Source organism: Microbacterium sp. ZW T5_45 (assembly GCF_044987415.1).
Classification (GTDB): Bacteria; Actinomycetota; Actinomycetes; order Actinomycetales; family Microbacteriaceae; genus Microbacterium.
In genome coordinates this window covers 106,403-128,531 of record NZ_JBJDRJ010000010.1, presented here as the reverse complement: position 1 = coordinate 128,531, position 22,129 = coordinate 106,403, and the positions used below count along the sequence as shown (strand labels likewise).

The following is a 22,129-nucleotide window of genomic DNA, read 5'->3' as shown; positions in this document are numbered from 1 at the left end:
GTCGGCGGGAGTCGACTCGGGCGCCGGCTCCTCGGTGGTCGCCGGGTCGACAGGAGCATCCGTCGACTCAGCGGGCGCCTCGGACGGGTCGACGGAGGTGCCGGTCGGTTCGACGGCGGGCGTCGGTTCCGGCTCCGGCGCGGTGACCTGGGCGTGCACCACCTGGCTGGTGATCGCGGCGACGACGATGATTCCCCCGGCGATGCCGGCCACGACGTTGTCGCGTACGCGGCGTCGGATCTGCCCTTCGCGCCATGCCTTGCGGGCCTCGTGCAGGCGCGCACGCTCTGCCTGGGTGCGTGCCTGGGCGCTCTTCGAACCGCGTGCGGGCATCCGGATCTCCTCCTGCGTGGCTGTCGACCCGACGGGAAGCGGCTGACGGTCGACGTTCTCGCCTGAGAGCCTATCGTCGCGGCCGATGGCGTCAGGACGACAGGCCCGGTGTCGGCGGCTCGCATTAGCCTGGAGGACATGACCTCCGCTGCCGCACTGCTCTCCGGGCAGACGCCGCTTGCCGTGCGCATGCGCCCCGTGTCGCTCGACGAGGTCGCCGGGCAGCGTCACCTGCTTCGAGCCGGTTCTCCCATCGTCGCCCTCGCCGATCCGGAGGCGGCCTCGCCCGGCGCGGTCTCGATCATCCTGTGGGGTCCGCCCGGCACCGGCAAGACGACGCTCGCGCAGGCGATCGCGCGTTCGTCACGACGACGATTCGTCGAGCTCTCGGCGATCACGGCCGGAGTCAAGGACGTTCGTGAGGTCATGCAGGAGGCGATCACGCAGCGCGACCTGTACGGGCAGACGACGATCCTGTTCCTCGATGAGATCCACCGCTTCACGAAGGCGCAGCAGGACGCGCTGCTCCCCGGAGTCGAGAACGGATGGGTGCTCCTCATCGCCGCGACGACCGAGAACCCCTCGTTCTCGGTGATCTCCCCGCTGCTGTCGCGGTCGCTGCTGCTCACCCTGCAGCCGCTCACCGACGACGACATCGGGCTGCTTCTCGATCGGGCGGTGACCGATGCACGCGGCCTGAACGCCGGTGTGACGTTGAGCGACGAGGCGCGATCGGCCCTGGTGCGCCTGGCATCCGGCGATGCACGACGAGCGCTCACCGGACTCGAAGCCGCCGCGGCGGTGGCGCTGTCGCGGGGAGGCGGCGAGGAATCGGATGAGGATGCGGCCGGCGATGAGGCGTCGACCGCTGCTGGGGTGACCGGCGTTCCAGAGGTGACGGCCGATGACGTCGCGCAGGCCGTCGACAAGGCACTGCTGCGGTACGACCGTCAGGGCGACGAGCACTACGACGTCATCAGCGCGTTCATCAAGTCGATCAGAGGATCCGATCCGGATGCCGCGCTCCATTACCTCGCCCGGATGATCGAAGCGGGGGAGGACCCTCGGTTCATCGCCAGGCGTCTGGTGATCTCCGCATCCGAAGACGTCGGGCTCGCCGACCCGCAGGCGCTCGCCATCGCGGTGGCGGCCGCCGACGCGGTGGCGTTCATCGGCATGCCCGAGGGGCGCATCCCGCTCGCAGAGGCGACGGTGTACCTCGCGACGACGGCGAAGTCCAATGCCGCATACGCCGGCATCAACGCCGCGATCGCCGACATCCGGGCCGGAGGATTCGGGCGGGTGCCGCTGCACCTGCGCGACGCGCACTACCCGGGCGCGAAGCGCCTCGGGCACGGGCGCGGCTACGCCTATCCTCATGACAGCGAGTTCGGCATCCTTCCCCAGCAGTACCTGCCCGATGAGCTCGAGGGGCGCCGCTATTACGAGCCGAAGAATCTGGGTGCCGAGCGCGACATCTCGGCACGCCTCGACCGGATCCGCAGGATTCTCGACGACCGCTGAGCTCGGGTGCGCCGGGCGCTGGGGCTGGTGCGCTCAGGCCGCGTCTGGCGGTGCGAAAAGTCGGAGCTTCGCCGCGACACGCCGTGTGGCGGCATCCGTCGACGGCGTGTCAGGCCGGTTCTCCGACTTTTCGCACGCGGCGGGGACGGGCGGGGCGGGACCCGACAGCGACGGATGCCGTCACGACGCCCGCCGCCGTGCACCGAACACCTGACGCCTGAGGTCGTGCACCTACAGTGGGCTCGTGTCCCGTCGAATTCCCCGCATCCCGCCGGACCGCGACCTGTCGATCGACTTCGTCCGCGCGATCTGCCTGCCGGTCGTCGTGCTGCTCCATGCACTGCAGATGGGGATCGCCGGGGAACCGCTCATCGCGTTCAACGCTCTCGCCGAGTGGAAGCCGCTGACGGCGATCACCTGGGTCGGGATGATCATGCCCACCTTCTTCATCGCGGGCGGGTTCGCCGGCATCACGACCTGGCGTCGCCTGCAGAACCGAGGAGAGACCCCGGGCGAGTACATCCGCATCCGTGCCCTCCGCCTGGCGCGCCCGGTTCTGCTCGCGATGCTCGGCGTGCTCGCGGTGGTCGGTGTCATGGCGGCGTGTGGCGCGGATCCGGAGTTCCTCCGCACCTTCGCGTTCCGGCTCGCCGAACCGCTCTGGTTCATCGCGGTGTATGCGATCTGCACGTCCTTCGTGCCTCTCATGGCCTGGTTCCATCGACGCGCGGCCTGGACGACGTACTTCACCTTGGCCGCCCTCGTCGTCGCCGTCGACCTGACCGGTAGATACCTGGGGTGGCCGCTCGGTGCTCTCAACTGGCTCTTCCTGTGGTTGTTCGTGCAGCAGCTCGGGTTCGGGGTCCGTGATCAGTGGTACTCACGACGTCCGCGCTGGCTGCTGCTGCTGTTGGCCCTGGTCGCGTACGGGCTCATGTGCGTCGCCGTGTTCGGCATGGGCTACGACCCGGATCTCATCGCCAATCTGAATCCGCCGACGGTGCTGCTGCTCCTGCTCGGTCTCGCACAGGTCTACCTGTTCACGCTGCTCCAGCCGGCGATCCGCGCACTCATGCGTCATCGGGGCGCGCTCCTCGTGATCGGAGCGCTGGGCGTATACGGCATGGTGATCTATCTGTGGCACACCGTCGCGATGGGCGTGGTCGTCGGCATCCAACTCGCACTCGGCCTGCCGTTCCCGGCGGTTCTCACGCCCGACTGGTGGATCACCCGCATCCCGTGGATCCTCGCGATCGTCGCCGTGATCGCCGTCTTCTGCCTCGTCGTGCCGCGCATCGAGCGGCTCTGGCCCGGGGAACGCCCCAGGATCATGGCGCTGTGGGCCGCGGCGTGCGCCACGGCGATGCTCGTCGCTGCGGTCGGATGGGTGCTCACGCAGGGGTACCTCGCGCCGTGGACTCCTCTCGCGATCCTCGCCCTGGCGGGCGCGATCCTGTGGCTGACGTGGGGCGGCCCCGGACCGCTACGGCCAGCGGACGTGCACGAGACCGCTGACGGAGCTCCGCCACGCGTCTGATCTCGGGGCGCCGAACCGGCGTGCGAAAGAGCGGCCGAGGTCGTCTGATAAGATGGATCGGCTCGAAACCCAGTTTTCGGGCATCCCCTCGTTCACACCCCACTTCGATGACGCCCCGACGTGCGTCCCGAGGCAGAACGGGGGAGATACGTCCGCGAGTCGCGAAAGACGCGACCGCGTCAGGAAGGAAGCTTCGTGACCACGAAGTCCCAGGACCGCCGCAAGGTCCGCCTCAGCCGTGCACTCGGCATCCCGCTCACCCCGAAGGCCGCCCGCTACCTCGAGAAGCGTCCCTACGCTCCCGGTGAGCACGGCCGCACCAAGCGCAAGGCTGACAGCGACTACGCCGTCCGTCTGCGTGAGAAGCAGCGTCTGCGCGAGCAGTACGGCATCCGCGAGAAGCAGCTCGTCATCGTCTTCAAGGAGGCGAAGCGCCAGGATGGCCTGACCGGTGAGAACCTCGTCGAGCTTCTCGAGATGCGTCTCGACGCGCTCGTGCTGCGTGCCGGCTTCGCCCGCACCACCGCACAGGCTCGCCAGCTCGTCGTGCACCGTCACATCCTCGTCGACGGCCAGCTCGTCGACCGCCCGTCCTTCCGCGTGAAGCCGGGTCAGCTCATCCACGTCAAGGCCAAGAGCGAGGCTCTCGAGCCCTTCCAGGTCGCAGCGGCCGGCGGTCACGCCGAGGTCCTGCCTCCCGTTCCCGGCTACCTCGAGGTCGAGCTCGACAAGCTGCAGGCCCGTCTGGTCGAGCGTCCGAAGCGCGCGCAGGTCCCCGTGACCTGCGAGGTGCAGCTGGTCGTCGAGTACTATTCGGGTCGCTGATCCTTCGACAGGCTCAGGAACCCAGCAGTTGACGGCGAGAGGCGTCGGGGAGACCCGATGCCTCTCGTCGTTTCCGCATACGATGGGAACACCGCGCCTTCGCGGGCCAATGGGCAAGGATGACGACATGAAGACTGTGCTGTGGTTCCTGATCGGTGTGATCGGCGGCTTCATCGCCGCGCACTTCATGAACAAGGACCCTCGCGGGCACGACATCCTGGCCGAGGTCGACGCCCGGATCAACGAGTTCACCGCGATCATGGGCGACTCCTACCGGGAGCATGACGCACGGCTCGCTGAGCCTGCCAAGGACTGACCGCTCCCGCGCCCCCTGCGCGAACCCCTCACTACCCTGTACGCAAGGACACCCGGCACAGCTATGAAAACTGCGGAGATCGCGCAGCGTTACCTCGACTTCTTCGAGAAGAACGACCACCTCATCGTCCCCTCGGCATCTCTGGTCAGCGACGACCCGTCGTTGCTGTTCACGGTCGCCGGCATGGTGCCGATGATCCCGTATCTCACAGGCGTCGTCCCGGCACCGCATCCGCGCATCGCCGACCTGCAGAAGTGCATCCGCACCAACGACATCGAAGAGGTCGGCCGCACCGCTCGGCACGGCACGTTCTTCCAGATGCTGGGAAACTGGTCGTTCGGCGACTACTTCAAGGAAGGCGCGATCCGTTACGCCTGGGAGCTGCTCACGGGTGCGGAGTCCGACGGCGGACTCGGCTTCGACGAGAAGGACCTCTGGGTCACGGTCTACGAGACCGATGACGAGGCCGAGGCCATCTGGCGCGACATCATCGGCCTGAAGCCCGAGCGCATCCAGCGACTCGGTCGAGCCGACAACTACTGGAACACCGGCCAGCCCGGACCCGGTGGTCCGGACAGCGAGATCTTCTTCGACCGCGGACCGGCCTACGGCAAGGACGGCGGCCCTGCAGCCGACGACACCCGGTTCCTGGAGATCTGGAACCTCGTGTTCATGCAGGACTTCATCGAGAACATCCGTGGCAAGACGGAGTTCGACATCGTCGGCGAACTGCCGATGAAGAACATCGACACCGGCATGGGACTCGAGCGCGTCGCGTTCCTCAAGCAGGGCGTCGAGAACATGTACGAGACCGACCAGGTGCGCCCTGTGCTGGACCGTGCGATCGAGCTCTCCGGCAAGAAGTACGGCGCGGTCCACGAAGACGACGTGCGCTTCCGCGTGATCGCCGACCACGTGCGCTCCTCGCTGATGCTGCTCTCGGATGGCGTCCGACCCTCGAACGAGGGGCGCGGCTACATCCTGCGACGCCTCATGCGGCGGACCGTGCGCGCGATGCGCCTGCTCGGCGTGGACGCCCCGAGCTTCCCCGAGCTCTTCGAGGTGTCCCGCGACGCCATGAAGGCGGCCTACCCGGTGCTCGAGACCGAGTGGGCGACGCTGTCGTCCGCCGCGTTCGCCGAGGAGGAGACCTTCCGCCGCACCTTGGCGCAGGGATCCACGATCCTCGACCTCGCTCTCGACGAGACGAAGAAGAAGGGCGACTCCTCGCTCAGCGGCCGTGAGGCCTTCCTGCTGCACGACACCTACGGCTTCCCGATCGACCTCACGCTCGAAGTCGCCGAGGAGGCCGGTCTGAAGGTCGACCGTGCCGCCTTCGACGAGCTCATGGGCGAGCAGCGCTCGCGCGCCAAGGCAGACGCCCGCAACCGTAAGCGCCAGCTGGCCGACGTCTCGGTCTACCGCGACCTGCGTGCGCTGGGCGAGACCGGATTCGACGGGTACACCGCTCTCGAGGTCGAGTCGCGCATCATCGGCATCCTCGTCGACGGGCAGCCGGCCACCAGTGCCTCGGAGGGCCAGATCGCCGAGGTCGTGCTCGCCGAGACCACGCTCTATGCCGAGTCCGGCGGCCAGGTCGCAGACAAGGGCACGATCGTCGGCCCGGGCTTCGAGCTCGAGGTCCTCGATGTGCAGCGCCCTGTTCCCGGCCTCATCAGCCACACGGTCGAGGTCACCCGCGGAACCGTCGCGATCGACGACGCCGCGACCACGGTCGTCGACGCCGCCAACCGTCGTGCCGCAGCGCAGGCGCATTCCGCGACGCACCTCGTGCACGCGGCGCTCCGCGACACGCTCGGCAAGACCGCCACGCAGGCCGGCTCGCTCAACCGTGCGGGCTACATGCGCTTCGACTTCTCGTGGTCGCAGGCCCTCTCGGCCGAGACCCGCACCGAGATCGAGGAGATCACGAACCGCGCGGTGCAGGACGCACTCGAGGTCACGACACGCATCATGTCGCTCGACGAGGCCAAGGAAGCCGGCGCCATGGCGTTGTTCGGCGAGAAGTACGGCGACGTCGTGCGCATGGTCGACATCGGCGGACCGTGGTCGCGCGAGCTGTGCGCGGGAACGCACGTGAGGACGAGCGCCGAGATCGGACTCGTCAGCATCGTCGGCGAGTCCTCGGTCGGTGCCTCGAACCGCCGCATCGAAGCCCTCGTCGGTGCCGACGCGTTCCGCGAGCTCGCTGCAGAGCGGGCGCTGGTCTCTCAGCTCAGCACCTCGCTGAAGACGCCGCGAGAGCAGCTTCCCGAGCGCATCGCCGATCTCTCAGCGAGCCTGAAGGCCGCCGAGAAGCGCATCGCGCAGTTCGAGGCGAAGGAGCGCGCCGGTCAGGTTCCCGCGATCGCAGAGGCCGCGACCCGTGTCGGCGACGTGCTGCTCGCCGCGCAGTCCCTGGGCGAGCTTGCCTCCGCCGATGATCTGCGCGACCTCGTTCTCGGCGTCCGCGACCGGCTCGGCTCTGGAGCCGCTGTCGTCGCGCTCGGCGCCGTCGTCAACGGACGTCCGGTCGTCGTCGTGGCCACGAACGATGCGGCGCGCTCCGCCGGCGCCAAGGCCGGCGCCCTGGCGAAGCGGGCAGCGGGCGTGCTCGGCGGTGGCGGCGGCGGTCGGGACGACGTCGCGCAGGGCGGAGGAGCGGATGCTGCCGCTCTGCCGACCGCGCTCGACGCGATCGCACAGGATCTGCAGGCCGCGTGAGCGGGTACCGCCGCGGCGTCCGACTCGGCATCGATGTCGGAAAGGCGCGTGTCGGGGTCGCCCGCAGCGACCCCGACGGCATGCTCGCCGTTCCCGTCGAGACCGTGCCGCGCAGCGAGACCTCGATCGACCGACTGCTCGAGATCGCGGCGGAGCACGAGCCGCTCGAGTTCGTCGTCGGGCTCCCCCTGAACATGCAGGGCGTTGACACCCCGTCGACCGCCGACGCCCGTGACTTCGCGGCCGAACTGCAGACGCGCTCCGGCATCGCGGTGCGCATGGTCGACGAACGGCTGAGCACCGTGGCCGCACACGCCGCACTGCGCTCTTCGGGGAGAACGCAGAAGAACTCTCGTAGCATTGTGGATCAGGTCGCCGCGGTGGTTCTGCTGCAGCAGGCGATCGACACGGAGAAGAGCACGGGCACGGCGCCCGGCTCGACGATTCCGTTCGATGAGGAGTCCCGCTGACCATGCCCGAACGCGACAACCCGTCTCCCTCGCAGGATCCGGACGCCCGCCTCGGCGATCTGTTCGAGAATCTTCCCGCACCGACGACGCAGATCCCGACGGTCGACAACACCCCGCCTGCCCCGGGTTCTCGTCGGGCCGCCCGTGAAGCCGCGAGCTCTTCGCGCGCCGCCGCGCCGACGTCTGCGACCCCGCCCACGGCGGGCACGGCCGAGCCCACCGCCGAGTCACCCGTCCAGCCGTCGCCTGTCGCGTCAACGCCCGCCGAGTCGCCCCTTGTCGTGTCATCGCCGGGGCTGGTCGCACCGGTCTCGGCTGAGAAGTCCGGGACCGCGCAGTCGTCGTCCCCGGTCGATCCGCCCGTCGCGAGCAGGGCCGCGGCATCCGACGCCCATCCGCAGGCCGCGCACGAAGCCACCGGCGGCGGCCTCGCCGATCTCTTCCAGCCGGATCATGACGACCACGAGGGTCCTCGCGTGCCGAAGAAGAAGCGCCGGACCGGGTGCCTGGTGGCTCTCATCATCGTCCTCGTGCTCATCGGCGGCGCGGCCGCAGGCGGCGCCTGGGTGATGAACACCTACGGCGACAAGATCAACGAGATCATGGGCTGGGGCGACCCCACAGATTGGGAACCCGGACTCGCGACCGGCGAAGTGATGGTCACCATTCACGAGGGCGACACCGGAGAGCCCGTCTCCGCGGCGCTCTACGAGGCGGGCGTCACCCGCACGAAGGACGTCTTCTACGACCACCTCGTCGACGAGAACATCGCCGTCACCTTCTATCCGGGCATCTACAAGCTGCAGGAGAAGATGACCGCGGCCGACGCCCTGGAGGCGCTCCGCAATCCGGAGAACAAACTCGAGAACACCGTCGCGGTGAGTGAGGGCGGAACGATCGCTTCGATCCTTCCCGGGATCTCCGAGATCCTCGGCTTCCCGATCGAAGAACTCCAGGCAGCCGTCGCCGATCCGTCGGTGTACGGCGTGAGCGCGCAGAGCCTCGAGGGCTGGCTGTTCCCGGCCGTCTACACGTTCGACCCCGGCACGACCGCGACCCAGGTGATCCAGCGGATGGTGGATCGCACCCGCGAGTCCCTCGCCGCGGCCGGCGTGCCGGATGCGGATGCCGAGCGCATCCTCACCATCGCGTCGATCATCCAGCGCGAGGGACGGACGGATGACTTCGCGAAAGTCTCCCGCGTGATCCAGAACCGCCTCGACATCGACATGAAGCTCCAGATGGACTCGACCGCGCAGTACGGCTACGGCTCGCTGCATGCGGGCGTCGTATCGAGTTCGGCCGAGGCGCTCGAGGATCAGAACCCGTGGAACACCTACGTGAACACCGGACTCCCGGTGACGCCGATCGCGAGCGCGAGCGATGCGGCGATCGACGCAGCGATGCACCCCGCCGACGGCCCGTGGCTGTACTTCGTGACCATCAACCTCGAGACCGGCGAGACGGTCTTCACGACGACCTACGAAGAGCACCAGGCCGCGATCAAGAAGTGGGACGAGTGGTGCCGCGCCAACCCGGACGGCGGCTGCAGCTAGTGAGCCGCACGCGGTTGGGGGTGTGGGGCGACCCCATCGCCCACTCGAAGTCACCGCAGATGCATACGGCGGCGTATGCGGTCCTCGGTCTGCACTGGACCTACGACAGGCGCCGCGTCGACGTGGAGACCTTCGACCGCACGGTGCGGAGTCTCGACGGAGACTGGCGAGGACTCTCGCTCACCATGCCTCTCAAGGAGGTCGCGCACCGCCATGCCGACGTCCGCGACGCGCATGCCGAGCTCACCGGGGTCGTGAACACCCTTCTCCTCGGTGACCGGGTGGCAGGGTTCAACACCGACATCGGCGGGATCATCGACGCTCTGGCGGAGAACGGGATCAGCGAGGTCGGACGAGTGCGCCTGCTCGGCGCCGGTGCGACTGCGGCATCCGCCCTCGTCGCTGTCGCAGACCTCGGGGCGCACGAAGTCGATGTGCGGGCGCGGCGCCCTGAGCGCGCGGCTGCGCTCATGGCGCTGGGGGATCGGCTCGGTGTACCGGTCACGGTAGGCACGTTCGAGGAGAGGTCCGACGGTGTCGATCTCACGATCGCCTCGCTTCCGGGCGGGGCCGCGCTCGACGCGGATCTCGTGCGTCCGCTCGCCGCGACCGGCGGGGCGCTGTTCGACGTCGCGTACTCGCCCTGGCCGTCTGCTCTTGCTGCCGGCTGGACCGGAGGACCGACCATCTCGGGACTCGGGATGCTGCTGCACCAGGCCGTCCGACAGATCCGGGTCTTCCTGCACGGCGACCCCGTGACACCGCTGCCGGATGAGCCGGCAGTACTCGCCGCGATGCGGGCCGCGCTCGACTGAGAGCGGCACGACGAGCGTCACGCGGCGCGAGGCAGGTCCCGGCTCATGGGAGACTAGAGTAATGCTCCGCGTGCTCACGGCCGGCGAATCGCACGGTCCAGAACTCATTGCCGTCATGGAGGGCCTGCCCTCCGGCGTCCCGGTGTCGTCCGAGGCCATCCAAGCCGACCTGGCCCGTCGCAAGCTCGGCTACGGCCGGGGCTCCCGCATGAAGTTCGAGCAGGACGAGCTCACGCTGTCCGGTGGTGTGCGTCACGGCAAGTCACTCGGCAGCCCGATCGCCCTGCGCATCGGCAACACCGAGTGGCCGAAGTGGATCGAGGTCATGAACCCCGAGCCCGTCGAACTCACCGACAAGTCGCGCGGACGCAGCGCACCCCTGACACGTCCGCGCCCCGGTCACGCCGACCTCGTCGGCATGCAGAAGTACGACTTCGACGAGGCGCGCCCGATCCTCGAGCGCGCGAGCGCCCGTGAGACCGCCGCACGGGTGGCCCTCGGCGCGATCGCCCGGTCGTTCCTCGGAGAGCTCGGCATCCGACTCGTCAGCCACACCCTCTCCATCGGGCCCGTGCAGGTTCCCTACGGCGCTCCCGTGCCGACGCCCGACGACGTGGACGCGCTCGACGCCGACCCGCTGCGCTGCTTCGACGCCGAGACCTCGGCCCGTATGGTCGCAGAGGTCGATGACGCGAAGAAGGACGGCGACACGCTGGGCGGCATCGTCGAGGTGCTCGCCTACGGCCTCCCGCCGGGGCTCGGCTCTCACGTGCAGTGGGATCGCCGTCTGGACGCGCGTCTCGCCCAGGCGCTCATGAGTATCCAGGCGATCAAGGGCGTCGAAGTCGGCGACGGCTTCGAGACGACGCGACGTCGCGGGTCCGCGGCCCACGACGAGCTGTTCGCCGCCGACGCCGGGATCACACGAGGGTCCGATCGGGCCGGCGGCACCGAGGGCGGCATGTCGACCGGGACCGTTCTGCGGGTCCGTGCCGGCATGAAGCCGATCGCGACCGTTCCGCACGCTCTGCGAACGATCGACGTCGCGACCGGCGACGACGCGACCGCTCACCACCAGCGTTCCGATGTCTGCGCCGTACCCGCCGCCGGCGTGGTCGCCGAGGCCATGGTGGCGATCGAGCTCGCAAACTCCGTGCTCGAGAAGTTCGGCGGCGACAGCATCCGCGAGACGCGTCGCAATCTCGACTCGTACCTCGCCGCGATCCCCGAGTCGCTGCGCACCGCCCCCGCATCCGAGGCGGCGCTCATCGCGCATGACGAGCGCTCCTGATCCGCAGACGCTGGTCCTCGTCGGCCCCATGGGGGCGGGCAAGACCAGCGTGGGGCGCCGGGTCGCCCGGCGGCTCGGCGTCGCCTTCATCGACACCGACAAGCGTGTCGTGGCCGCACACGGGCCGATCCCGACGATCTTCGAGGCTCATGGCGAGGAGCACTTCCGCGCTCTCGAGCGCGAGGCGGTCGCGACGGCCCTGCACGACGGCGGTGTCATCTCGCTCGGTGGCGGCGCGGTGACGGATGCCGGCACGCGCGAGCTGCTGCGCGACCACGCCGTCGTCTACCTGCTGGTGACCCCGGAGGCGGTCGCAGAGCGAATCCTCGGCACCGGTCGACCGCTGCTCGCCGGCGACGATCCGGTCGCGCGGTGGACGGAGATCTTCGAGCAGCGACGGAATCTGTACGACGAGGTGGCGACCGTCACCTTCGACACCTCGCGTCGTCCGATGCAGCGGATCGCGGAGGAGATCGTGACATGGAGGAGAGAACAGCGATGAGCACCACGACCATCAGCGTCACGGGCACCGATCCCTACGACATCACGATCGGGCGCGACATCCTGGACCAGGTGTCGCGTGCGCTCGCACCCGGCGTGCGGAAGATCCTCGTCGTGCATCCGCCGACTCTGGCCGCGCGTGCGGCCGAGCTGCGCGACCGTCTCCTGGCGGACTCGGCAGACGGGCCGCGCGAGGTGCTGCTGGCCGAGGTCCCCGACGCCGAGCAGGGCAAGCGCATCGAGGTCGCGGCCTTCTGCTGGCAGGTCATGGGGCAGGCCGACTTCACGCGCACGGACGCCGTGATCGGCTACGGCGGAGGCGCGGTCACCGATCTCGCGGGCTTCGTCGCGGCGACCTGGCTGCGCGGCGTGCAGGTCGTGCAGGTGCCGACCACGGTGCTCGGTCTCGTGGATGCATCGGTCGGCGGCAAGACCGGCGTGAACACGGCGGAGGGCAAGAACCTCGTCGGCGCGTTCTGGTCGCCGCGCGCCGTGATCGGCGATCTCGACGAGCTCGGCAGCCTCAGCCCGAACGAGGCCACCGCAGGCTTCGCGGAGGTCGTCAAGGCCGGCTTCATCTGGGCGCCGGAGATCCTCGACATCGTCGAGGCGGACCCGAATCGTGCGATCGACACGTCGACCGACGAGTTCCGTCGCGCCGTAGAACTCGCGATCGACATGAAGGCCCGCGTCGTCTCCGACGACTTCCGCGAGGCCGGCCAGCGCGAGATCCTCAACTACGGACACACCCTCGGGCACGCGATCGAACATGCGGAGCGGTACAAGTGGCGCCACGGTGCGGCGGTCTCGATCGGCATGATGTACGCGGCAGAGCTGTCGCGTCTCGCCGGGCGACTCTCCGACGAGTCGGCCGAGCGGCACCGCAGCGTGCTCGAGTCGCTCGGACTGCCCACCACCTACCGGGCCGGAGCCTGGCAGCAGCTGCTCGCGACCATGCAGCGCGACAAGAAGACCCGCGGCGGGATGCTGCGGTTCATCGTGCTGGACGACATCGCCAAGCCCACCGTGCTGCAGTCCCCCGACGAGTCGCTGCTGTTCGCGGCGTACCAGGAGGTCGGGGCGTGACCCGCCGCCTCCTGCTCGTCAACGGCCCGAACCTCAATCTGCTGGGCACACGCGAGCCCGACGTCTACGGCACCGCGACGCTCGCCGATGTGGAGAGACTGACCGCGGATGCCGCGGCCGAGGTCGGCTTCGAGGTGCGCGCGATCCAGAGCAACCATGAGGGAGTCCTGATCGACGCGATCCACGCCGCGCGCGAGGACTGCGCGGCCATCGTGATCAACCCTGGCGGTCTCACCCACACCTCGGTGTCGCTGCGCGATGCCCTGACCGGTGTCGACCTGCCGTTCGCCGAGGTCCACATCTCCGATGTCTATGCACGCGAGGAGTTCCGCCACCACTCGTACCTCCACGATGTCGCCGCGGTGCGCGTGATCGGACGAGGAGTGCAGGGGTACGCGGACGCCGTGCGGGAGCTCGTCCCGCTCATCCCGTAGAATCGACTGTCGGCTCGCGCTTCGCAGAGGCTCAGCGGACCCTACAACGTCACACACGAAACGGAACTCTCAGCGCATGGCATCCACCGCAGACATCAAGAACGGCGTCGTCCTCAACCTCGAGGGCCAGCTCTGGAGCGTCGTCGAGTTCCAGCACGTCAAGCCGGGCAAGGGCGGCGCCTTCGTCCGCACCAAGTTGAAGAACGTCCTCACCGGCAAGGTCGTCGACAAGACGTTCAACGCAGGATCCAAGGTCGAGATCGAGAACGTCGACCGCCGCGATTACACCTACCTGTACACCGATGGCGACGGCTACGTCTTCATGGACCAGGTCGACTTCGACCAGATCACGGTCGGCGCCGCCACGGTCGGCGACGCCAAGAACTTCCTGCTCGAGAACCAGCAGGTGACGATCGCGCTCAACAACGGCAACCCGCTGTACATCGATCTGCCCGCGTCCGTCATCCTCGAGGTCACGTATACGGAGCCCGGCCTGCAGGGCGACCGCTCGTCGGCGGGCACCAAGCCGGCCACGCTCGAGACGGGCTACGAGATCCAGGTCCCGCTCTTCCTCGAGACGGGCACCAAGGTCAAGGTCGACACCCGCACGGGTGATTACCTCGGTCGCGAGAAGTAAGGCGTGGGCGCACGCACCAAGGCGCGCAAGCGCGCTCTCGACATCCTCTTCTCCGCCGACGTCCGCGGAGACGAGGTGTCGGTGACCCTCGCCGCAGAGGCGAAACGGGCCGCGTCGGAGCCCGCTCGAGAGGCCTCGTGGCTGTATGCCCGCGAGGTCGTCGACGGCATCGTCGACCACCGCGACGAGATCGACGAGCAGATCACCACGCACAGCCGTGACTGGAAGCTCGAGCGCATGCCCGCGGTCGATCGTGCTCTGCTGCGCATCGGCGTCTGGGAGATCCTCTACAACGACGAGGTGCCCACCGCGGTCGCGATCGACGAGGCCGTGGAGCTCGCGAAGGAGTTCTCCACCGACGACTCCGGTGCGTTCGTGCACGGAGTCCTCGCGCGCATCGCGCGCACCGCCTGATCCCTGCCTGAGGTCCCGGACGCCGCATTGTCGGATGCCGGGGGAAGGATGTCGGCATGCCCGCCCCCCACGTCGACCTGCGAGATCTCATGCAGATCACGAACGCAGGCGGCTACACCCGCGGTCTGGAGTACTTCCGCGCGGGCAACGTTCTCGATCTGATCTGGCACGAGGACGAGCAGGAGCTCGAGGCCTATGTGAAGGGGTCGGGCGACGCGCAGTACTTCGTCGAGGTGAAGTTCCACTCGTCGACCGGCAAGGCTCGGGTGCGCACGAATCGCTGCAGCTGTCCTGTCCACACCGGGTGCAAGCATGTCGTCGCATCGCTGCTCGCCTCCAACGTGCACGAGTACTCGCAGCAGGCGGGAGTGCGCAAGGAGCCCCATGAGCGCGCCGCGCCGGCCGCTCCGGCAGCGACCATTGCCGCTCCCGTCGGTTGGCGGACGCTTCTGGAGTCGACAGCGAGTTCGCACGCCAAGCCGCTCGCGCTCGGCGTGGAGCTGCGTCACCGCGACGCGCGCGGCGACAATCACTGGGCGCCTCGACCCGTTCGCGCAGCGACACCGCGCGACCTCGCGAAGCCGGCCGGGGAACTGCTCCTCGCCGTGCGACCGCTCATGCGCAGCGCGCAGACCGGAGCCTGGATCCAGGGGCATGCCGGCTGGGACACGGTGCGGCGCGACGCCGGCCAGTTCGGTGTCGTGCAGACGCGCTGGTTCGGTGATCTTCTGAACATCGCGAGGGACTCGCTGCTCTCCGGCAATGCGGGGGACTGGCTGGTGCTGGACCAGATCGAGTCGACCCTGCTCTGGGGGCACCTGCGTGCCGGTGCCGCGCTCGGCATCCCTCTCGTCGCGAGTCAGAAGAGCGCTGACGTGCGCATCGCCGGCGCGGCCGACGTGGTGGCCTCGATCGCCCGCACCGATGACGGATCCCTCTCCGTGACGGCAGAGGCCGTGATCGACGGCCGTGCGGTCGCGCCTGCGCAGGTCCATCCGATCGGACGCACAGGCGTCTACACGGCGTCTCTCGTCGGCAGCCGGATCGAGCTGGTGCTGGCCGAGGTCCCGCTCAGCGATCAGGTGCGTGCCCTGCTCGGCGCCGCAGCTCCGATCGTCGTCCCTCCCACCGAGGAGCAGGCCTTCGTGGCCGAGGCGTACCCGCTGCTCGCGCGCCGCGTGTCCGTGCGCACCTCTGGTGCGGTCAGGCTCCCCGACGTGCCCGCACCCCGGGCGGTCCTGGACCTCGCCTTCGAGCGCGGAGATGTCGTGAGCTATACGTTCTCGTGGTCGTACGGCGGATTCGGACGAGTGCCCTTCGAATGGAGCCGCGCGGCGGTTCGCGATGCGGATGCCGAGGCCGAGGTCCGCGCGTCGCTCGAAGACGTCTGGCAGCAGCACAGCGCGCGACGTTTCGCCGGCACCGGGTCGTTCCACGACATCGATGCCGCGGACTTCGTCGCCAAGGTCGTCCCCGCCCTCGAGGCCGCTGGCGTCTCGGTCGGTACGACCGGAGAGCGCAAGAACTACCGGGAGCTCTCAGGCGACCCCGAGGTCAAGGTCACGACAGTCGAGACCACCGATTCCGACTGGTTCGATCTCGGCATCCTCGTCACGATCGACGGGCGGAGCATCCCGTTCGGGCCGCTCTTCACCGCCCTGAGCAAGGGCAAGAAGAAGCTCCTGCTCTCGGACGGCGGCTACTTCTCGCTCAACCATCCCGCGCTCGACAAGCTGCGCGATCTCATCGACGAAGCCGGAGAGCTCCAGGAGTGGGAGACCGGTCCGCGCATCAGCCGGTATCAGACCGATCTCTGGGAGGAGTTCGAGGACCTCGCGGACGAGTCGCAGCCGGCCGTGAGCTGGCGCTCGACCGCCGAAGGTCTGCGGCAGGCCACCGGCGTTCCGGCGACCCCTGTGCCCCAGGGCCTGCGCGCCGACCTGCGTCCGTATCAGAAGACCGGCTTCGACTGGCTCGCCTTCCTCTGGCGTCATCACCTCGGCGGGATCCTCGCCGACGACATGGGCCTCGGCAAGACCCTCCAGCTGCTCTCGTTCGTGCAGCACACCCGCGAGACCGGTGAGACGCGCCCGTTCCTCGTGCTCGCACCGACCTCGGTGCTCAGCACCTGGCGGTCCGAGGCGGCCCGCTTCACGCCGGGGCTGAGGGTCTCCGTCGTCGAGAGCACGAGCGGCACACGTGCCGGACGCCTCACCGAGGCCGCGGCCTCGGCCGACCTCATCGTGAGCTCGTACACGGTCGCCCGCCTCGACGAGCACGAGTTCGCATCTGTGGACTGGGCAGGACTCATCCTCGATGAGGCGCAGTTCGTGAAGAACCCGAAGACGAAACTGCATCGGGCGATCTCGACCTTCCGAGCCGATGTCACGTACGCGGTGACGGGCACCCCGATGGAGAACAGCCTGTCCGAGCTGTGGTCGCTGCTCAAGCTCGCGGCTCCGGGACTGTTCCCGTCCGCCCGGAAGTTCCGCGATCGCTACATCCAGCCGATCGAGAAGGGCAAGGTTCCCGAGAACGAGGAGGGCGGCGAGTACCGCCAGCGCCGGCTCGCCCAACTGCGGCGCCGCATCCGCCCGATCATGCTGCGCCGCACGAAAGAGCTCGTCGCCGCCGATCTGCCGCCGAAGCAGGAGCAGATCCTCGAGGTCGAACTCAGCCCGGCGCACCGTGCCCGGTACGACGTGGTCCTGCAGCGCGAACGTCAGAAGGTGCTCGGACTGCTGGACGACCTCGACCGCAACCGCTTCATCGTTTTCCGGTCGCTGACGCTCATGCGCATGCTCAGTCTCGCCCCGGGACTCGTCGATGAAGACGACGCCGAGATCGGGTCGAGCAAGCTCGACACCCTTCTGGAACGCGTCGTTGAGCTCCAGGCCGAGGGCCACCGTGCGTTGGTGTTCAGCCAGTTCACGTCGTTCCTCGATCTCGCCGCCGAACGACTGCGCGAAGCCGGCATCCCGTACGCCCACCTCGACGGGTCGACGCGCCGCAGGCAGGACGTGATCGACGGATTCAAGACGGGGGAGCAGCCCGTCTTCCTCATCAGTCTCAAAGCCGGTGGTTTCGGTCTCACCCTGACCGAGGCCGATTACGTCTTCCTGCTCGACCCGTGGTGGAACCCTGCCGCCGAGGCGCAGGCGATCGACCGCACGCACCGCATCGGTCAGACGAGTCAGGTGTTCGTGTACCGGATGATCTCCTCGGGCACGATCGAGGAGAAGGTGCTCGAGTTGCAGCAGCGCAAGGCCCGGCTCTTCACCGCGGTGATGGACGACGACGAATTGTTCGCGCAGTCGCTGACCGCCGCCGACATCCGTGGGCTGTTCGAGGACTAGCGGCCGCCGACCCCACGCACGGGGGCGAGCGCATCGTCCACCGTCTTCGCGGACGCACTGATGGCGGCATGTCCGTCCTCGACGTCCCACAGCGTGTTCTGCAGCAGACGAGCGATCGTCCACCCGGCTGCACGATGACGGTCGAGGTCGAGCATCTCGGTGAGGGTATCGAAACGTCGCCGCACGATGCGTGGCGCCTCGGTGACGGTGTCATCGGAGCTCCACCCGCTGTCCAGAGCCGGCCACAGATCGAATCCAGGGTCGCCGACGAGGGGTTCGGGATCGATCGCCAGCCATGGTTCTCGGTCGGCGGCGAGGACGTTGCCGTAGTGCAGGTTCCAGTGGAGGAGATGATGTCCGGGCTCGGCTTCGAGATCGGCGACTCTGTGCATCCATCGACGGAGTCGAGACCGGTCGTCCTCTTCCAAGGCTCGCATCGCTGTGGGAGCGGCGTCGAGCATCTCCGAGAGGATCGTCCGGAGCCGAGGGATCCCCTCGGGTGCCGGTGCGCTGTGCAGGCGTGAGAGCAGGGACCCGATCACCTGAACGGCGTCGTCGTCATCCTCGACGGCCTCGAGGGTGCGATCAGAGTGGAGGCGTTCGAGGAGCATGGCGCCTCGAACGCCGTCGCTGCGCAGGAGGCGGACGATCCCTCGACCGTCCCATCGGTCGAGACCGATGATCGCCGCCGTGGTCTCGGCGCGCGGCACCTGCAACTTCAACACCGCCAGGGTCCCGTCGGCGCGGCGCACCGGCACGACGACTCCCGCTTCCCCCGATCGGACCACGCCATCTTGTCGAAGCTCCCACTCCCGGAGAACGTCGGCGGCGACCGACGGCAGCGCACCCGCCCAGGCGCGGGTCCCGTCATCGCCGGTCTCGAAAGCACCGAGAGCGGTCGCCGGGACGACGAACTCCGGATCTCTGTCCATATTCGACACTTCACCATGAAGCGCCCCGTCGACCACAACGGCCGCCGACACCCGTGATGGTTCCCGTCGCTGGACGCACCCCTAGTTCGGCGGTGTCTGCCCCGCAGCGGAATGCGCTGCGGACGAAGGGGTTGCCGTCGTCTGAGCGGGAGGCGCCGCGAACAGATGCGCGTCGGGGACTCCGGCCGGCAGCGCGGCGAGAGCGGATGCCTCGCGCCGTCGCGACCGACGCACGAGCCAGATGATCACCACGGCGGTGAGGAGCAGGAGGACGAGCCAGGGGAGTCCGAGCCCGAGTGCGATCACGACGCTGGTCCAGAACGAGATGAAGCCGGACCACCCGATCGCGATCGCCTCGCCGAGATTCTCCGGTGCCGTCGTGACGGGGACGTACTCGGACTGCAGCGCCAAGGTCACGGTCGACAGGGAGACCTGGTCGGCCAGGTCGCGGGCCTGGGTCTCGAGTCCCTCAAGCTCGGTCTGCCGCTCGGCGATCGCCGACTCCAGCTCGATGAGGTCGGAGGTGGAGTCCGCGGTGCCGAGCCACTCGGTGTATCGGGCGATCGATGTGCGCAGCGTCGTGATCCGGGCATCCAGATCGCGTGTCGCCGCGCCGACCTCGGTGGTCTCCATGGTGGTCTCCGTCACCGTCCCGAGCGCGGCGAGCGCGGTGCGGACCGTCTCGAGCGCATCAGCGGGGATGCGCAGCGTCAACACGGCCTGGGCCTGCTCACCGTCCTCGCCGGCGCGCTCCTCTCTGCCGCTCACCCTGCCGCCCGCCTCTCCGACGATCGCGGTCGCCTCGGTGGCGGCGCTCAGCGGATCGCTCGTTGTGATGGCGATGCGGCCGGTGATGACGACGGCGCTGTCGGGTTCGGCCGAATCCTCCTCGGTGGCGGCGTCGGCAGCGGGTTGAGCCTGACTGCTGCCCGACGAGGAGCTGGAGGCTGTGCAACCGGTGAGCCCGACGAGGGCGACAGTGGCGAGGACGAGTGCGGTCAGTCGTCGTGCGGTGAGCGTCATGCCGAAAGGCTAGGGAGCGCAGCCCGCAGAACTCCCGAGAGTTCGATCACGAAACGACAGCCTTTCCGTAACGACTCCGTATCGTCCCGGCATCCGCTCGTCGCCGGTCCATTGTCACGGCCCGTCGTCCGCATGCGTCCAGGCACCCGCGGGTAGACTCGCCGAGTCCACTTCGAGAGGAATGCAATGCGGATCACCGGGCTCGGCCACGCCGGAATGTTCATCGAGACGGTCGGCGGGAACATCATCTGCGACCCCGTTCTCGGCCCGTCCTTCTTCGGCTCCTGGTTCCCGTTCCCCGACAACCGAGCCCTCGACTGGGAGCGCTTCGGGCGTGAGGCGGACTTCCTGTACATCTCGCACCGTCACCGTGACCACTTCGACCCGAAGCTCCTCGAGCGCTACATCCGCAAGGACATCGAGGTGCTGCTGCCGGAGTACCCGATCGATGATCTCGAGCAGGACATCCGTGCCCTCGGCTACACGAACATCACCTACGCGCCCGCCGGCGAGATCATCCACCGCGGTGAGCTCAAGATCATGATCACACCGCTCCGTGCCCCCAGTGACGGTCCGATCGGCGACTCCTCGCTCAGCGTCGACGACGGCACCGGCTCGGTACTGAACCAGAACGACTCCCACCCGCTGGACCTCGAGAAGCTCCTGCACTTCGGCCGGCCCGACGCGTACTTCACGCAGGTCTCCGGCGCAATCTGGTGGCCCATGGTCTACGACCTGCCGCTGGACGCGAAGCAGAACTTCGCGCAGCTCAAGCGCGAGGCCCAGAACAAGCGCGCGATGTACTACATCGAGAAGGTCGACGCCCCCCACGTCTTCCCGATGGCCGGCCCCCCCATGTTCCTTCGCGACGAGCTGTTCGACTTCAACGGCATCGGCCGTAACGGCGAGTCGATCTTCACGGATCAGAAGCAGTTCCTCGCCCACATGAAGGAGCTGGCTCCGCAGTACGACGGACAGCTCTTCATCCCCGGCACCGTGGTCACGGTCGACGGCGGCGAGGTGAGCATGGAGCAGACCCTCTATTCGGATGCCGAGATCGCGCACATCTTCGATGAGAAGTGGGACTACCTCGAGTCGCAGCGCGCGAGCCGCCAGCAGGAGATCGCCGATGAGGTGGCTTCTCGTGCCGAGGTTCTGCCCGCCGAGGAGATCCTCGCGACGCTGAAGGAGTGGTGGGAGCCGCTGCTGAAGAAGTCGCGGACGATCCGGCTCGGCGTCGGAGGCTGCGTGCGGTTCCGGATCGGCGACCTCGACATGGTCGTCGACTTCCCGAAGGCCAAGGTGCGCGAGTACGCGGGGGAGGAGTGCATCTACTGGTACACGATCCCCGCTGACCTCGTATCCACCAACATCCGCGACCGTGAAATCGACTGGTCGAACTCGATCTTCCTGTCGATGCAGTTCTCGGTCGGCCGCAGCGGCAAGTTCAACGAGTTCCTCACCACGTTCCTCAAGTGCCTCTCGGTCGACCGGATCGAGTACGTCGAGAACTGGTATCAGGAGCAGACCGACCAGACCGAGGATGCTGAGATCGGCGATTGGGTCGTGCAGCGACGCTGCCCGCATCTGCGCGCCGACCTCACCCGCACCGGCAAGATCGAGGACGGCGTGCTGACGTGCAGCATGCACGACTGGAAGTGGGACCTCGCGACGGGACGCTGCCTCTCGACGAGCGGCCACCCGATCCGCGCGAGCAAGGTCGACGAGGTCACCGACGAAGCCCTGGCATCCTGACGTGACGCATCCGCAGGGGTCGGGGCGTGACGCCCGGACCTCCCGGGGCGCGTGGACGGGGCCGTTGCGCGGCGCCAGATGGGTGGTGCGGTCCACGCCGGAGCGGCTGACGCGGATCGCGACCGACTTCCTCGTCGCCGAGGGGTTCGAGGTGAGAGCCGATGGGTTCGACGACCGGCTGAGCGCTCAGGGATCGGAGTGGACGTCGGTCGCCCTCGAGATCGGCGACGAGAGGCGCTCCCGCAGAGGATGGTGGCAGGGCTTCGTGACCGACGATCTGCCCTTCCCGCTGCCGCGATTCCTGCAGCGCGTGCTTCCCCCGACGCTCGTCGTCGCGACCGCCAGGAAGGTCGCGTCGGTAGTGGCGGAGCTCGTGGTGTTCCCGCACACGTCGCGCCGCGGGGATGCGGAGTACGCCGCAGCAGCCGCGCCGCGCGTGACCGCGGCGATCGACGGCATCACGGCGGCAGCGGGATCGGAGACGGCGATGCTCTCGCACGAGTACCTGCGCGGGCTGCCGAACGACGGATGCCCCGCCTCCCAGGCGGTCGTCCGCGACGTCCTCGGCTGGCGCTGAGGTCACGCTAGACTGAAAGACGC

At 68.5% G+C, this 22,129-nt stretch carries 20 protein-coding genes; 17 read left to right on the top strand and 3 right to left on the bottom strand.

Features of this window, described 5'->3' with window-relative positions; translation table 11 throughout:
- Positions 1-333 (bottom strand): hypothetical protein (locus tag ACI3KS_RS07600; RefSeq protein WP_404916835.1); only part of this gene is annotated, 333 nt, incomplete at its 3' end.
- Between the two features lie 138 nt (positions 334-471).
- Here ACI3KS_RS07600 and ACI3KS_RS07595 point away from each other — a divergent pair.
- The 15 genes from ACI3KS_RS07595 (at position 472) to ACI3KS_RS07525 (ending at position 17,819) form a co-directional block, all read left to right on the top strand.
- Positions 472-1,857, top strand: coding sequence for a replication-associated recombination protein A (locus ACI3KS_RS07595; RefSeq protein ID WP_404916833.1), 1,386 nt, complete (start codon positions 472-474; stop codon positions 1,855-1,857).
- 244 nt (positions 1,858-2,101) lie between these two features.
- The gene (locus ACI3KS_RS07590; RefSeq protein ID WP_404916831.1) at positions 2,102-3,394 is read left to right on the top strand and encodes an acyltransferase; all 1,293 of its coding nucleotides are present in this window, start codon (positions 2,102-2,104) and stop codon (positions 3,392-3,394) included.
- A 195-nt stretch (positions 3,395-3,589) separates the two neighbouring features.
- Complete coding sequence (gene rpsD / locus ACI3KS_RS07585; protein ID WP_404916829.1) at positions 3,590-4,219, top strand: 30S ribosomal protein S4; 630 nt, start codon at positions 3,590-3,592, stop codon at positions 4,217-4,219.
- A 127-nt stretch (positions 4,220-4,346) separates the two neighbouring features.
- Positions 4,347-4,535: a hypothetical protein gene (locus ACI3KS_RS07580; RefSeq protein WP_404916827.1), complete on the top strand. Its 189-nt coding sequence runs from the start codon at positions 4,347-4,349 to the stop codon at positions 4,533-4,535.
- A 63-nt stretch (positions 4,536-4,598) separates the two neighbouring features.
- A complete protein-coding gene (alaS, locus tag ACI3KS_RS07575; protein ID WP_404916826.1) occupies positions 4,599-7,259 on the top strand; it encodes an alanine--tRNA ligase in 2,661 nt (886 codons plus the stop codon).
- Positions 7,256-7,729 (top strand): Holliday junction resolvase RuvX, encoded by a 474-nt coding sequence (gene ruvX / locus ACI3KS_RS07570; protein ID WP_404916824.1) that lies wholly within the window; start codon positions 7,256-7,258, stop codon positions 7,727-7,729. Before alaS ends, ruvX begins: the two co-directional genes overlap by 4 nt.
- Before the next feature lie 2 nt (positions 7,730-7,731).
- Positions 7,732-9,285: an endolytic transglycosylase MltG gene (gene mltG, locus ACI3KS_RS07565; protein ID WP_404916822.1), complete on the top strand. Its 1,554-nt coding sequence runs from the start codon at positions 7,732-7,734 to the stop codon at positions 9,283-9,285.
- Entirely contained in the window at positions 9,240-10,100 is an 861-nt protein-coding gene (locus ACI3KS_RS07560) for a shikimate dehydrogenase family protein (RefSeq protein ID WP_404916820.1), read from the top strand. Before mltG ends, ACI3KS_RS07560 begins: the two co-directional genes overlap by 46 nt.
- Before the next feature lie 61 nt (positions 10,101-10,161).
- Positions 10,162-11,391 carry a chorismate synthase gene (aroC, locus tag ACI3KS_RS07555; RefSeq protein WP_404916818.1) on the top strand — a complete coding sequence of 410 codons (1,230 nt, stop codon included), beginning with the start codon at positions 10,162-10,164 and terminating at the stop codon, positions 11,389-11,391.
- Positions 11,375-11,893 carry a shikimate kinase gene (locus ACI3KS_RS07550; protein WP_404916816.1) on the top strand — a complete coding sequence of 173 codons (519 nt, stop codon included), beginning with the start codon at positions 11,375-11,377 and terminating at the stop codon, positions 11,891-11,893. The genes aroC and ACI3KS_RS07550 overlap by 17 nt, the downstream gene beginning before the upstream one ends.
- Entirely contained in the window at positions 11,890-12,978 is a 1,089-nt protein-coding gene (gene aroB, locus ACI3KS_RS07545; RefSeq protein ID WP_404916814.1) for a 3-dehydroquinate synthase, read from the top strand. Before ACI3KS_RS07550 ends, aroB begins: the two co-directional genes overlap by 4 nt.
- Positions 12,975-13,412: a type II 3-dehydroquinate dehydratase gene (aroQ, locus tag ACI3KS_RS07540; RefSeq protein WP_404916812.1), complete on the top strand. Its 438-nt coding sequence runs from the start codon at positions 12,975-12,977 to the stop codon at positions 13,410-13,412. Before aroB ends, aroQ begins: the two co-directional genes overlap by 4 nt.
- Before the next feature lie 76 nt (positions 13,413-13,488).
- Positions 13,489-14,049, top strand: coding sequence for an elongation factor P (gene efp, locus ACI3KS_RS07535; protein WP_404916810.1), 561 nt, complete (start codon positions 13,489-13,491; stop codon positions 14,047-14,049).
- A gap of 3 nt (positions 14,050-14,052) precedes the next feature.
- The gene (gene nusB, locus ACI3KS_RS07530; protein WP_404916808.1) at positions 14,053-14,463 is read left to right on the top strand and encodes a transcription antitermination factor NusB; all 411 of its coding nucleotides are present in this window, start codon (positions 14,053-14,055) and stop codon (positions 14,461-14,463) included.
- A gap of 56 nt (positions 14,464-14,519) precedes the next feature.
- A complete protein-coding gene (locus tag ACI3KS_RS07525; protein ID WP_404916806.1) occupies positions 14,520-17,819 on the top strand; it encodes an SNF2-related protein in 3,300 nt (1,099 codons plus the stop codon).
- Here the strand turns inward: ACI3KS_RS07525 and ACI3KS_RS07520 are convergent.
- The gene (locus ACI3KS_RS07520; protein WP_404916804.1) at positions 17,816-18,751 is read right to left on the bottom strand and encodes an aminoglycoside phosphotransferase family protein; all 936 of its coding nucleotides are present in this window, start codon (positions 18,749-18,751) and stop codon (positions 17,816-17,818) included. The genes ACI3KS_RS07525 and ACI3KS_RS07520 overlap by 4 nt on opposite strands.
- 81 nt (positions 18,752-18,832) lie before the next feature.
- Complete coding sequence (locus ACI3KS_RS07515) at positions 18,833-19,774, bottom strand: DUF4349 domain-containing protein (protein WP_404916802.1); 942 nt, start codon at positions 19,772-19,774, stop codon at positions 18,833-18,835.
- Between the two features lie 186 nt (positions 19,775-19,960).
- On the opposite strand from ACI3KS_RS07515, the gene ACI3KS_RS07510 reads away from it, so the two are divergent.
- Both ACI3KS_RS07510 and ACI3KS_RS07505 read left to right on the top strand, forming a co-directional pair.
- The gene (locus ACI3KS_RS07510) at positions 19,961-21,529 is read left to right on the top strand and encodes a Rieske 2Fe-2S domain-containing protein (RefSeq protein ID WP_404916800.1); all 1,569 of its coding nucleotides are present in this window, start codon (positions 19,961-19,963) and stop codon (positions 21,527-21,529) included.
- A 1-nt stretch (position 21,530) separates the two neighbouring features.
- Entirely contained in the window at positions 21,531-22,106 is a 576-nt protein-coding gene (locus ACI3KS_RS07505; RefSeq protein ID WP_404916798.1) for a hypothetical protein, read from the top strand.
- Positions 22,107-22,129: the final 23 nt, after the last annotated feature.